This window comes from Streptomyces sp. NPDC107575 (genome assembly GCF_055657265.1).
On record NZ_JBVKBG010000006.1, the window covers coordinates 615,411 to 628,211 of the forward strand.

Consider the following 12,801-nt stretch of genomic DNA (forward strand, 5'->3'; position numbering starts at 1 on the left):
TCATGCCGATGTGCGTATGGACTACGGAGTGACGCCACCCGCGGAAGCCGAACCCAAGGGCGCCGGTCCGCAGGACGCCGAACCGGTCGACATCGAAGCGGCGACCTACCGCGTGGTGCTCAGTCGTCACTACCTGCGCGTTCTGCTGCTGTCCCTGCTGCTCGGCGTTCCCATCGCCCTGGCGTGCTTCTTCTTCGTGAGTCTGCAGCACTGGCTGCAGCACGAGGTCTGGACGTCGCTGCCGAAGGCCGTCGGGTACGCGGAGGCGCCCTGGTGGTGGCCGCTGCCGGCGCTCGGCGTCGCCGGGCTCGTGCTCGCGCCCATCGTCACGCGGATGCCGGGGCACGGCGGGCACCTGCCGGTCAACGGGCTCGGTGGCGCGCCCATCGGGCCCCGCGAACTGCCGGGGGTGGCCCTGGCCGCACTGGTCACGCTGCCGCTGGGCGTGGTGCTGGGGCCCGAGGCGCCGCTCATGGCGGTCGGCAGCGCGCTCGCCCTGCTGGCCGTGCGCAGGATCAGGGGCGGGGACGATCCGCGTACGGCGGGGGTCGTGGCGACGGCCGGGTCCACCGCCGCGATCTCCACGATCCTGGGCGGGCCGCTGGTGTCCGCCCTCCTCGTGGTCGAGGCGGCGGGCCTCGGCGGCGCGCGGCTGGCCGCGCTGCTGCTGCCGTGTCTGACGGCGAGCGCGGCGGGGGCGCTGGTGTTCACCGGCTTCGGTACGTGGACGGGGCTGGAAACGGGCGGCCTCGCACTGCCCACGGTGCCGCCCATGGCCAACCCGGACGTGGGCGACTTCCTGTGGGGCCTGCCGCTCGCGGCGCTCATCGCCTGCGCCCTCACTCTCGTACGCCGCATGGGCCGCCGGACAGCGGGCTGGACGGGGCAGCAGAACACGGCGACCCGCACCGTTCTGTGTGCGCTGGCCGTCGGCGGCTGCCTCGCCGCGTACGCGCTGATCACCGGGCGCTCGCCGGGGGAGGCGGCGCTCTCCGGGCAGGAGACCCTCGCCGAACTTGCCGCGCAGCCGAGCGCCTGGTCCGTCGCGGCGCTGCTCGCGCTGGTCGTGTGCAAGGGCCTCGCGTGGGGCCTCAGTCTCGGCAGCCTGCGCGGCGGCCCCATCTTCCCGGCGCTGCTGCTCGGCGCGGCCGTGTCCGTCGCCTGCACGGGACTTCCCGGCCTGGGCGCGGCGCCCGCCCTCGCCCTCGGCATCTGCGCGTCGGCGACGGCCGTGCTGGGACTGCCGCTGTGCGGCGCGGCGCTGACGGTGCTGCTCCTGGGCGCGGACGCCTTCGACCAGATGCCGCTGATCGTGGCCACCGCCGTGGTCTCCCATCTGACGGTGCTGCTGATGAACCGGCGGGGCGAGGTCCGCGAGGCGTCGGGCGGCCCGGCCGGGTGACCGGCCCCCGCGGCGTCAGCCGAGGTCCGGCTGGGGAGCGCTGCCGCTCGACTCGCCGACCAGGCTGGCGATCTGGGCCCGGGAGGAGAAGCCGAGCTTGGTCAGGATGTGCTCGACGTGCGCGTCGGCGGTGCGCTTGGAGATGACGAGGCGCTGCGCGATCTGACGGTTCGACAGGCCCTCGGCGACCAGCGCTGCGACCTCGCGCTCCCGGCGGGTGAGCACGCCCAGCGGGGTGACCTGTTCGTCGGGCTCGACCGCGGGCGCGGGCGGCTCGTCGCCGGTGGCGCGGGCGATCACCTGGTCGACCGGGGCGATGGCGCCGGCCCGGAACGCCGAGTCGTACGCGCTGTCGCCGAGGACCCGACGGGCCTGTGACTCGGCCGCGTACTGGAACTCCTGCAGCATGGCGACGCCGAACATCGGGGCGGCCCCGCACCTGCGGTAGAGGCCGGCGATGGCGCCCAGCAGCCAGGCCGCCCGCGCGCACTGCTCGGGGTCCTCCGCGGCGATCCAGGCCAGCGGTTCCAGGGAGTGCGCGATGCAGAGGTGGTCCTCCAGGTCGTACTTGCAGCGGGCCGCCACGCGGGCGAGCCGGGCGCACTCCTCGCGCTCGCCCATCAGCCACAGGGCGACCGCCTTGTGGCAGGCGGCCCAGCCCCGGTTCCAGCGCTCCTCGGCGCCCGCCATGGACAGCGTCGTGTCGTAGTGGGCGCAGGCGGCCTCCAGATCGCCCAGCATCATGTGCAGGAAGCCCAGGTGGTACGCGTACATGAGGATGCCGACCCGGTCGTCGAGCGCGCGCAGCGTGACGTGGGCGGCCTCGTACAGCTCGACCGCCGCCTCGGGGCGTCCCATCGCCAGGTGGACGCAGCCGAGGACGGCCTGCGCGTGCGCGTGCAGCCGCTCGTCCCCGAGCCGTACGGCGATGTCGCAGGCCTCGCCCAGCATCAGCGGCAGCTGGGGGGAGTGGTCGCCCTGCACCGCCGCGTACCAGCCCGCGTAGCGCAGGGCCATCGAGCGCTCGGCGACCGGTTCGGGCACGAGGTCGAGGCCCTTGTGCAGCCAGTACCGCCCCTCCGAGAGGCGTGCCGCGCAGAACCAGAACGCCCACAGGGTGGTGGCAAGGGTCAGCCCGGTGTGCGCCTCCTGCGGTGAGGAGTACGAGAACTCGAGCGCCACCCGCAGATTGGCGCGCTCGCGCAGCAGCCGGTGGAAGCGCGGCATCTGCTCGTCGCCCGCCCACTCGGCCTCGAACCACCGGGCCAGTTCCAGGTAGTGGTCGCGGTGGCGGACCCGCACGGCGTGCCCGTCCGCGCGCTCGGCGAGGCGCTCCGCGCCGTACTCGCGCAGGGTGTCGAGCAGCCGGTAGCGGACCCCGTCCGTGTCGTCGGCGCGCAGCACCACCGACTTGTCGACGAGCCCGATCAGTTGCTCGACGATCTCGTCGGCGGGCAGCAGGTCGTCGGAGCAGATGTCCTCCACGGACGGCAGGTCGAAGTCGCCGGCGAACATCGAGAGGCGGGCCCACAGCAGCCGTTCCTGCGGCGAGCACAGGTCGTGACTCCAGTCGATGGCCGTGCGCAGCGTCTTGTGCCGCGGCAGGGCCACCTTGCTGCCGCCGGTCAGCACCCGGAACCTGCTGGTGAGCCGGTCCACGATCTGCGCGAGGGACAGGGCGCGCAGCCGCACCGCCGCGAGCTCGATGGCCAGCGGGATGCCGTCGAGCCGCCGGCACAGGGCGGCGACGGCCTGCCGGTTGTCGTCGTTCAGCGCGAACCCGGGCACCACGGCGGCGGCGCGGTCGGCGAACAGCCGCATGGCGTCGGTGTCGGTCCGCGGGCCGTCCGCTGCGGCGGGCACGGCGAGCGGCATGACCGGGAAGGCGTGCTCGCCGGGTACGTCGAGGGGTTCGCGGCTGGTCGCCAGGATCCGCACGGCCGGTGCGCTGCGCAGCAGGATGTCGGCGAGCATTCCGCAGGCGTCCACGATGTGCTCGCAGGTGTCGAGCACCAGCAGCAGTTCGCGGTCCTCCAGATGGTCCACGAGGACGTCGAGCTGCGAGCGGTTCGGCTGCTCCGGAAGGCCGAGCGCCGCGGACACGGAGTGCGCGAGCAGATCGGGGTCGGTCAGCGACGACAGCGCCACCAGGCAGACCCCGTCGGGCAGTTCCTTCGCGAGGCGGGCGGCGACGCGCAGCGCGGTCCTGGTCTTGCCGACGCCGCCGGGCCCGAGAAAGGTCACCAGGCGTACCCGGCCCAGGAGTTGGGTGGCCGTCGCGATCTCCTCGGTGCGGCCGACGAAGCTCGTCACCTCGACGGGCAGATCACCGGGGCGCCGCTCGGCCTTCACTTCGATCGCCTCTTCCCGGTGGGAGCGGGTCGTAAGAGAAGAGCAGCACCGTAGTCCGCGGGGCGCGGAACTGGTGCCCGTAGTCCGAAAGCGTCCGAAAGAGTCGAGAAGAGTCCGAAGGCGGTGGGAAGCACGGCAAGAAGCGACAAGAAGGGCGGCGGGAGAGGCCACCGGCCGCCCGCACACGACCGGCGCAACAGATCCTGCGCCGACCGCCCGCACGCGTCAGGCTGCCAATGATCCGACCGGAGGTGTTGCATGGCAGCGGGCGCACGGACGCGACGCGTTCTTCTGGGGGGACTCGTCCCCCTGTTGGTGGTGGCCGCGACGGCGTGCGGCGCGTCCACACGGACCGACTCCGACGTGGGGGCGCACCCCGAGCACCGGCCCTCCGGCGGCCCCTTCGCGCACCCCGGCGTCCTGGTCGGCAAGGACCAACTGGCCGCGGTCCGCGACCACGTGGCCCGCAAACAGGAGCCGTGGATCTCCGCGTACAAGGAGATGAGCACCAGCAAGTACGCCGACCTCGACTACGAGGCCAAGCCGTACGCGACCGTCGAGTGCCCCTTCGACGCCGAGGCGGGACAGGGCTGCGTCGAGGAGCGCGAGGACGCCATCGCCGCCTATACGCAGGCCCTGCTCTGGAACATCACCCGCGACAAGGCGCACGCCGCCAAGGCCGTCGAGATCATGAACGCCTGGTCGGACAAGGTCACCGGGCACACCGAGGACAACGCCGGGCTGCAGGCCGCCTGGGCCGGCGCGTCCTGGGCGAAGGCCGGCGAGCTGATGCAGTACACGTACAAGGACTGGCCGGACGGGCAGGAGCTGAAGTTCCAGCGGATGCTCCGCGAGGCCTACCTGCCCGAAGTGCGCGGCGGCTCCGCCGACTTCAACGGCAACTGGGACCTGGTGATGGCCGACGCAACCATGAGCATGGGCGTCTACCTGAACGACCAGCGCGCCTTCGACCAGGCCGTCGGGCACTTCAGGGCCCGCGTCCCCGCGTACTTCTACCTGTCCTCCGACGGGAAGCTGCCGGTGAAGCCGAAGGGCAGCGGCATCGACACCCCGAAGGAACTGCAGACGTACTGGTTCGGGCAGAAGACCTTCAAGGACGGGCTCGCCCAGGAGACCTGCCGCAACTTCAAGCACGCCAGCTACTCCCTCGCCGCCACCTCCCACATGGCCGAGACCGCCTGGCACCAGGGCGTCGACCTGTACGGAGAGGTGAAGGACCGGCTCGCCGCCGCGCTCGAACTGCACTCCAAGTACCAGCTGGGCACCAAGGCCCCGTCCTGGCTGTGCGGCGGGAAGGTGCAGCGGGACATGGGGCCCGACACGGAGGTCGGCCTCCAGCACCTTCAGGGGCGGCTGAAGATGGATCTCCCGCAGACCGAGAAGCTCACCAGGAAGCAGCGCCCCGAGGGGACGGACGACCTGTTCGTGGCGTGGGAGACGCTCACGCACGCCGCCGCGTGAGCGGTCACGCGAAGCGATTCGCGTTCACTCCCCCTGATGGCGTAGAGTTGTGAACACAACGGCGCGGGGTGGAGCAGCTCGGTAGCTCGCTGGGCTCATAACCCAGAGGTCGCAGGTTCAAATCCTGTCCCCGCTACTGAAGAACAGAGGCCGGAATCTCATCGAGATTCCGGCCTCTGTTCATTTGTGTTTGCGCACGCTCGCCCGTGTTGCGCCCGTCACGTTCCCCACCCGTACGGCCCACCCCTGCTCGCCTCCGCGTCCCCGTGCAGGAACTCTTGGTGAGACGCCGGAAGCTGGCAGGGAGCGGCAGGAGACGAGTGGTGGGGCAGCGAACAGGAGGCACCGGCGGGAGACGGAGGAGGCACGGCTCCGATGCCGCGACCACCCGGGTCTTCCTGCGGCTGCTGCCCCTGCTGCTCGTCATCGGCGGCGCGGTCTACGAGTACGTCACCCCCAGCGGCTTCCCCGGCGCCCCCCTGTTCAGCGCGGCGCCCCTGGTGGCCGCCCCGTTCTTCTCGCTCGGCGCGACGGTCCTGGTGGGCGTGGTGTCGATCGGCGCGATCGTCGCGGTGCACCTGCGCTTCACGGAGCACCTCGACTCCGTGTTCGTCACGGAGATCGTCACCGTGGCCACCGTCTGCCTGCTGGCCTGTGTGCTCAACAGGATCGTCTACCGCAGCTACGAGCAGCTGGCCTCCGCCCGCGAGATCGCCCAGGCCGCGCAGCTGGCGGTGCTGCCCGAACCGGCCCGGCGGCTCGGCGGCCTCGCCATCGCGGCGCGCTACGAGGCGGCGCAGGCCGACGCGTTCATCGGCGGCGACCTGTACGCGGTCCAGGACACCCCGCACGGCATCCGGATCATCGTCGGTGACGTGCGCGGCAAGGGGCTCGGCGCGGTCGCCGCGGTCGCCGTCGTCATCGGGGCGTTCCGGGAGGCCGCGGAGCAGGAGGGCTCCCTGGAGGCGGTCGCCCAGCGCCTGGAGCGGGCCCTGGCCCGCGAGGGCACCCGGCGCAGCGGCATCGACGACTTCGAGGGCTTCACCACCGCGGTGCTCGCCGAGATCCCGCACGGCGTCGACCTCGTCCGGGTCCTCAACCGCGGCCACCCCGCCCCGCTGCTGTTGCTCGGCGACGGCACCGTACGCGCACTCGACCCGTCCCAGGCGGCGCTGCCGCTCGGCATGAGCGAACTCGGCAGCTGGCCCGACCGGGCCGTCGAGGCGGCGTTCCCGTCCGCGGCCACGCTGCTGCTCTACACCGACGGGCTCTCCGAGGCGCGCGACGCGAGCGGCCGCTTCTACGATCCGGCGGCCCGGCTGTCGGGCCGCGTCTTCCCCGGGCCCGAGGAACTCCTCGCGGCCCTCGCCGCGGAGGTGCGCGCGCACACCGGCAACGGGACGACGGACGACATGGCGCTGCTCGCCGTGCGGCGCACCTGAGTTCCTTGATCGTTTGTTACCCGAGGTAGCCGACCGTAGTCGAACGGCGTCGCTCCGCATAACAATTGACGTACCGTCAGAAGGTTGAGTTCGTTGAATGTGGGGACGGTGTGACGTCAACTCGCCCCATTCCGCCCACTGGTGTCCCGAAAAGTCCTGGCCAGAGTCGTGAACGATCAGTGGGAAGCGCTTGGAATTACTGTCTGCTGTCTATTAACGTTCGATAACGCAGCGCGGTCGTCCCAGCCGTCACAAGAGACGGCTCCGTGCGCACGCGCCTAATCCCGCAAGGGAGCCGGGGAACCACCAACTTGGGGTGAATCGGACACCTTTGGTGTCCGTAGGAGACCTTCCTGCTCCGAACCCGTCAGCTAACCCGGTAGGCGAGAAGGAAGGAAAGGAGAGCGCCCCCGTGGCGTCCAACCGGCCTGCCCCCGACTTCTTCTACGGCCCCGAAGACGACTCCGGCGTCGAGCAGGAGACCTGGGAGGAGTGGAATCCCACCGAGGATTCCATCGCGCCCGTCCGCGGCAGGCATCGCGTGGCCCGCCGCCGCGGTGGATTCGCCCGCAGCTCCACCGTTCTCGGCGTCGGCGTGGTCGCCGCCGTCGGCGCGGGCGGCATCGCCACCGCACAGGGCGGCAAGCCGCCGGTCCACATCTCCATGCCCGACCTCTCCGCGGTCAAGGACTCGCTGCCCGAGGCCAAGTCGCTGCCGGGCGTGGGCTCGCTGATGTCCGACGGTTCGGACTCCGGTTCCGACTCCGACGCCACCGCCTCCCCGCTGAGCGGCGCCGGAATCACCCAGGCCGAGGCCGCCGACGGACAGACCGGCGCCGGCGAGGCGCTGCGGGCCCGCATCATGCAGCAGGCCGAGACGCAGCAGGACGCGGCCGACGCCACCGCGAAGCAGGCCGCCGAGGAGGCCGCCGCCAAGAAGGCGGCCGAGGAGGCCGCTGCCAAGCAGGACGCGGCCAAGGCCAAGGAGCTCGCCGCGAAGAAGAAGGCCGAGGCGGAGGCCCGCCGCAAGGCGGAGGAGGAGCGGCTGCGCAAGCTGGCCGCCAGCTTCAAGCTCCCGGTCGCCTCGTACACGCTCTCCGGCACCTTCGGCCAGCCCGGCTCCATGTGGTCCTCCGGCTACCACACGGGCCTCGACTTCGCCGCCTCCACCGGTACCCCGATCCGCGCCATCCACTCCGGCACGGTCACGGAGGCCGGCTGGGCGGGCGCGTACGGCTACCGCACGGTGCTCACCCTCGACGACGGCACCGAGCTGTGGTTCTGCCACCAGTCCTCGCTCAACGTCAGCGCGGGCCAGAAGGTCTCCACCGGCGACGTCATAGGCCGCGTGGGCGCCACGGGCAATGTCACCGGGCCGCACCTCCACCTGGAGGTCCACCCCGACGGCCAGTCCACCGGCGTCGACCCCGCGTCGTGGCTGCGCGACAAGGGCCTCACCCCCTGAACCCGTGAACCCCGGCGGTCCTGGCGCTGACCCCCCGACGTCAGGGCTGCCGGTTTGCCCATTCTTGGGGCACTTTCCGGCGGGAGCACGGAATACCGTATTCCGTACGGGTGTTGAGGCGGAGCATGACTTCCTCCTCTCCCTCGCTGCGCAAGCTCGGCACCTCCGACCTCGAGGTCTTCCCGCTCTCCCTGGGCGGCAACGTCTTCGGCTGGACCGCCGACGAGGCCACGTCCTTCGAGGTGCTCGACGCGTACGTCGCCGCGGGCGGCAACTTCATCGACACCGCCGATGTGTACTCGGCCTGGGTGGACGGCAACCGGGGCGGTGAGTCGGAGACCGTCATCGGCAAGTGGCTGGCCTCCCGTGGCCGCCGCGACGACGTCGTCATCGCCACCAAGGGCAGTCAGCACCCCGAGTACCAGGGCCTGTCCGCCGCCAACATCAAGGCCGCGGCCGACGCCTCCCTGAAGCGTCTGGGCACCGACCACATCGACCTGTACTACACGCACTACGACAACCCCGAGGTGCCGGTCGAGGAGTTCATCGGCGCCCTCGACGAACTGGTGAAGGCCGGCAAGGTACGGCACATCGCCGCCTCCAACATCTCCGCCGAGCGCCTCCAGGAGGCCCTCGACCTCTCCGAGCGCGAGGGCCTCGCCCGCTACGTCGCGCTCCAGCCGCACTACAACCTCGTCTCCCGCGACACGTACGAGGGCGCGCTCCAGGACGTCGCCGCCCGTGAGGGCCTCGGATCCGTGCCCTACTACGCGCTCGCCTCCGGCTTCCTGACCGGCAAGTACCGGCCGGGCGTCGCCGTCGACAGCGCGCGGGCCGCCGGTGCGGGCAAGCACCTGGAGACCGAGCGCGGGCAGCGGGTCCTGACCGCCCTCGACGAGATCGCCCAGGCCCACGACGCGCAGATCGCCACGGTCGCCCTCGCCTGGCTCGCCGCGCAGCCCACGGTGACGGCGCCCATCGCGTCCGCCCGGATCGTCGAACAGCTCCCGGCGCTGCTCGCGGTGGCGGACGTGCGGCTGACGCAGGCGGAGCTCGACCGGCTGACGGCGGCTTCCGCGTGAGCCCTCGGCAGGGCCGTCTTCAGTACCGGTAGGGGTTGTAGGTGTACGCGGGGTACGTGGGGCCCTGCGCCAAGGGGCCCGCGTACACCGGGGGCAGCCACATCGGCGCCGCGATCTGGGAGCCGTACGCGAGCGCCGGGCGTGCGTAGCCGCGCCGCGCCCACAGCGCCTCGAGCAGCTCCCGCTCCCGGGACACGAAGTCCGCGCCCGCTCTGCCCTTGCGGCCGCGGTGGCGCAGCAGCGCGAGGGACGTCGCGAAGTCCTCGTACTCGACGACCGCCGTCGCGGCCGCCCGGCCGCCGTAGTGCGTGGCGAAGTCGCGGGCCAGGCGCCGCGCCTTCAGCGAGCCGAGTGCGAACGGCTCCGGCGGGGCGAGCCAGCCCGCGGCGACGTAGGCGGGCAGCTCCTGGCGGACGGTGCGCAGCTCGCGCTGGCGCACGTACACCGAGAGCCAGGTGAGCACGCCGAACACCGGCACCATGAACGCGGCGTACACCGCGAAGAAGCCGTACTCGCCGAACGACGACGAGCCGTTCCAGAACGCGTGCATGCCCATCGCGCCGAGCAGCCCCGCGAGCGGCAGCAGCATCCGGCGCAGCCGGCCGCGGCCGGGCGCCATGGCGGCGGCGATGCCGAAGCCGATGCCGGTGAGGACCGTGAACAGCGGGTGCGCGAACGGGGACATCACGACGCGCACGAAGAAGGTGGCGGCGGTGACCGAGGTCAGTCCCGGCGCTGTGCCGGAGAGCTGGTCGGTGCCGAAGGCGTTGCCGAGGTAGAGGATGTTCTCGGTGAACGCGAAGCCGGTGGCGGTGACCCCGGCGATGACGACGCCGTCGACGATTCCGGTGAAGTCGCGTCTGCGGAACAGGAAGACGAGCAGCACGGCCGCCGCCTTCGCGGACTCCTCGACGATCGGGGCTATGACGGTGGCGCCGAGGGTGTCGGCGCTTGAGGGGTCGGCGGTCGCGGTCTCTATCCAGCGGGTCGCGAAGCTGTTGGCGACGATCGCTATCAGCGCCGCCGCGCACGCGCCCCACGCGAAGGAGAAGATCAGGTTCCGCCAGGGGCCCGGCTGTACGCGGTCCAGCCAGCGGAACGCGGATATGAGGAGGGGGACGGGCAGTACGGCGAGCCCGAGCCCGACCAGGAACCCCTCCGTGCCGGTCTGCTCGCGGACGAGCGCGAGGATCACGACGCCCGATATCGCGAGCAGCGTCGCCAGCGCGGTGGCCCGCACACCCTTCCGCTCCCACCAGCGGGGATGCGGAACCGCACCGTGCGGGACCACGCCGCTCGGGTGTGCGCCGAGGACGTCGCCCTGCTGGTGCGGATGGACGGGATACGAGGCCACCAATTGACCCTAACGAGGGATGCGCGCCGCCGCGACGGGGCAGCGGAACATCAAGCCTGTCTTCAGGTCCGCCGGAACAGCAGGTCGTGCACCACGTGGCTCTTGTCCAGGCCCTTGCCCTCGAATCGGGTCAGCGGGCGGAACGCGGGGCGGGGTGCGTAGCCGCCGTCCTCGATGGTGTTCTCGTAGTCGGGGTGGGCGGTGAGGACCTCGAGCATCTGCTCCGCGTAGTCCTCCCAGTCGGTCGCGCAGTGCACGAGCGCGCCCGGCTTGAGCGGACCTGCCACAAGGGACAGGAATTCGGCCTGGATCAGCCGCCGCTTGTTGTGGCGCTTCTTGGGCCAGGGGTCGGGGAAGTAGACGCGCAGCCCGTCGAGGCTGTCGTCCGGGAGCATGTCGCGCAGCAGCACGATCGCGTCGCCGTTCGCCACCCGTACGTTGTCGGTGCCGGCGCGCTCCGCCAGGTTCAGCAGATTGCCCTGGCCTGGCGTGTGCACGTCGACCGCGAGGATGCCGGTCGTCGGATCGTCCTGTGCCATCTGCGCCGTGGCCTCGCCCATGCCGAAGCCGATCTCCAGGACGACGCGCTCGACGCCGGGGAACAGCTCCGCGAGGTCGAGCCTGCGCTGACCGTCGATGTCCAGGCCCCACTTGGGCCACAGCCGCTGCAGGGCGTCGGCCTGCGCGTCGGTGACCCGGCCGCGGCGCGGCTGGAAGCTGCGGATGCGGTGCTCGTAGTGCGACTGCGCGGGGTCGGGCCGGGGCCCGTCGGGGAACCGCGGCTCGTTGGGGCGGGCGGTGGACGCGGGGGTTTCAGACGACTCAGACACAGTGCAGCCAATTTTACGGGCGCCCGCGAGCGGCTCGCTTCACGCGGGTGCCGCCATTCCAAGCGCCGGCGGCGGGTGCCGGCAAATTAAGCCCCGCCGGCGATTGAGGCGCGGGGTCCGGGGCAGAGCCCCGAGACCGCAACCCCGGCGCGGGCCTCACAACAGCGCAAGCACCCGCCGCGCAATCTCCCGCCCGATCGGCAACGACGCCGTCGCCGCGGGAGACGGCGCGTTCAAAACATGCACCGCCCGCGCCCCCTCCCGTATCAGGAAGTCGTCCACCAGCGTCCCGTCCCGCAGCACCGCCTGCGCCCGCACCCCCGCCGCCACCGGCACCATGTCCTGCGCGGTGACCGCCGGCACGAGCCTGCGCACGGCCCTGGTGAACGCCGACTTCGAGAGGGACCGGTGAACCTCCCCCGCCCCGTACCGCCAGTGGCTGCGCGCCATCCGCCACGCCCCCGGCCACGCCAGCGTGCCGCCCACCTCGCGCGGCCGTACGGTCCCCCAGTCGTACCCCTCGCGGGCGAGGGCCGGCACCGCGTTGGGCCCCACGTGGACGCCGCCGTCGATCCCCCGCGTCAGATGCACCCCGAGGAACGGGAACGCCGGATCCGGCACGGGGTAGACGAGCCCGCGCACCAGGTCAGGGCGCCCGAGCTCGAAGTACTCGCCGCGGAACGGCACGATGCGCATCTCCGGGTCGTCCCCGGTCAGCCGCGCCACCTCGTCGCAGCGCAGCCCCGCGCAGTTGACGAGCACGCGCCCGCGCACCACGTCCCCCGCCCGCGTCCGCACCGCGACGCCCCGGTCCGCGCGCCGGTCGACCTGCACGACGTCCGCCCCGTAGCGGATCTCGGCCCCGGACGCCTCGGCGAACCGCTCGGCGACCGCGCGGTAGTCGACGATCCCCGTCGTCCCCACGTGGATAGCGGCGAGGCCGCGCACCTCCGGCTCGTACTCCTGGATCTGCGCGGCGCCGAGCTCGCGCACCGGTATCCCGTTCTCCCTGCCGCGCTGGACGAGGGCGTGCAGACGGGGCAGCTCGTCCCGCTCGGTGGCGACGATCAGCTTTCCCGTGACCTCGTGCGCGATCCCGTACTCCGCGCAGAACTTGACCATCTCGGCGGCGCCACGCACCGCGAACCGCGCCTTGAGCGAGCCGGGCCTGTAGTAGATCCCGCTGTGGATGACCCCGCTGTTCCGCCCCGTCTGGTGCAGGGCCGGCGCTTCTTCCTTCTCCAGGACGACCACCCGGGTCCCCGGCGCCGCCCGCGACACGGCGTACGCGGTGGAGAGTCCGACGATCCCCCCGCCGACCACCAGCACGTCCCCGTCATACCCAGCCGCCCCCACGGGCCTCACCTCCACTCCCGACACACCCAGCATCTT

9 protein-coding genes, 1 tRNA gene and 1 riboswitch are annotated in these 12,801 nt (G+C 72.1%); of the genes, 6 read left to right on the forward strand and 4 right to left on the reverse strand.

What is annotated here, in order from left to right:
- Window positions 1–28 precede the first annotated feature (28 nt).
- Entirely contained in the window at window positions 29–1,402 is a 1,374-nt protein-coding gene (locus ACZ7L4_RS32305; RefSeq protein ID WP_472108108.1) for a chloride channel protein, read from the forward strand.
- Window positions 1,403–1,417: 15 nt separating this feature from the next.
- On the opposite strand, the gene ACZ7L4_RS32310 is transcribed toward ACZ7L4_RS32305, so the two are convergent.
- Entirely contained in the window at window positions 1,418–3,754 is a 2,337-nt protein-coding gene (locus ACZ7L4_RS32310) for a helix-turn-helix transcriptional regulator (RefSeq protein WP_472108110.1), read from the reverse strand.
- Window positions 3,755–4,012: 258 nt separating this feature from the next.
- On the opposite strand from ACZ7L4_RS32310, the gene ACZ7L4_RS32315 reads away from it, so the two are divergent.
- From ACZ7L4_RS32315 to ACZ7L4_RS32335, 5 genes are all read left to right on the forward strand, one after another.
- Window positions 4,013–5,236: an alginate lyase family protein gene (locus ACZ7L4_RS32315; protein WP_472108112.1), complete on the forward strand. Its 1,224-nt coding sequence runs from the start codon at window positions 4,013–4,015 to the stop codon at window positions 5,234–5,236.
- A 62-nt stretch (window positions 5,237–5,298) separates the two neighbouring features.
- Window positions 5,299–5,372, forward strand: a tRNA-Met gene (locus ACZ7L4_RS32320).
- A 187-nt stretch (window positions 5,373–5,559) separates the two neighbouring features.
- Entirely contained in the window at window positions 5,560–6,678 is a 1,119-nt protein-coding gene (locus ACZ7L4_RS32325) for a PP2C family protein-serine/threonine phosphatase (protein ID WP_472108113.1), read from the forward strand.
- A gap of 265 nt (window positions 6,679–6,943) precedes the next feature.
- Window positions 6,944–7,079, forward strand: a riboswitch (cyclic di-AMP (ydaO/yuaA leader).
- An 11-nt stretch (window positions 7,080–7,090) separates the two neighbouring features.
- Complete coding sequence (locus ACZ7L4_RS32330) at window positions 7,091–8,143, forward strand: M23 family metallopeptidase (RefSeq protein WP_472108115.1); 1,053 nt, start codon at window positions 7,091–7,093, stop codon at window positions 8,141–8,143.
- Window positions 8,144–8,268: 125 nt separating this feature from the next.
- Window positions 8,269–9,225, forward strand: a complete 957-nt coding sequence (locus ACZ7L4_RS32335; RefSeq protein ID WP_472108117.1) for an aldo/keto reductase — start codon at window positions 8,269–8,271, stop codon at window positions 9,223–9,225.
- Between the two features lie 19 nt (window positions 9,226–9,244).
- Here the strand turns inward: ACZ7L4_RS32335 and ACZ7L4_RS32340 are convergent, their stop codons facing one another.
- The 3 genes from ACZ7L4_RS32340 to lhgO all read right to left on the reverse strand — a co-directional run bounded on the left by ACZ7L4_RS32340 (window position 9,245) and on the right by lhgO (window position 12,798).
- Window positions 9,245–10,579, reverse strand: a complete 1,335-nt coding sequence (locus ACZ7L4_RS32340; protein WP_472108119.1) for a PrsW family intramembrane metalloprotease — start codon at window positions 10,577–10,579, stop codon at window positions 9,245–9,247.
- 62 nt (window positions 10,580–10,641) lie between these two features.
- Entirely contained in the window at window positions 10,642–11,409 is a 768-nt protein-coding gene (gene trmB, locus ACZ7L4_RS32345; protein ID WP_472108121.1) for a tRNA (guanosine(46)-N7)-methyltransferase TrmB, read from the reverse strand.
- A 156-nt stretch (window positions 11,410–11,565) separates the two neighbouring features.
- Window positions 11,566–12,798, reverse strand: a complete 1,233-nt coding sequence (gene lhgO, locus ACZ7L4_RS32350) for an L-2-hydroxyglutarate oxidase (protein WP_472108123.1) — start codon at window positions 12,796–12,798, stop codon at window positions 11,566–11,568.
- Window positions 12,799–12,801: the final 3 nt, after the last annotated feature.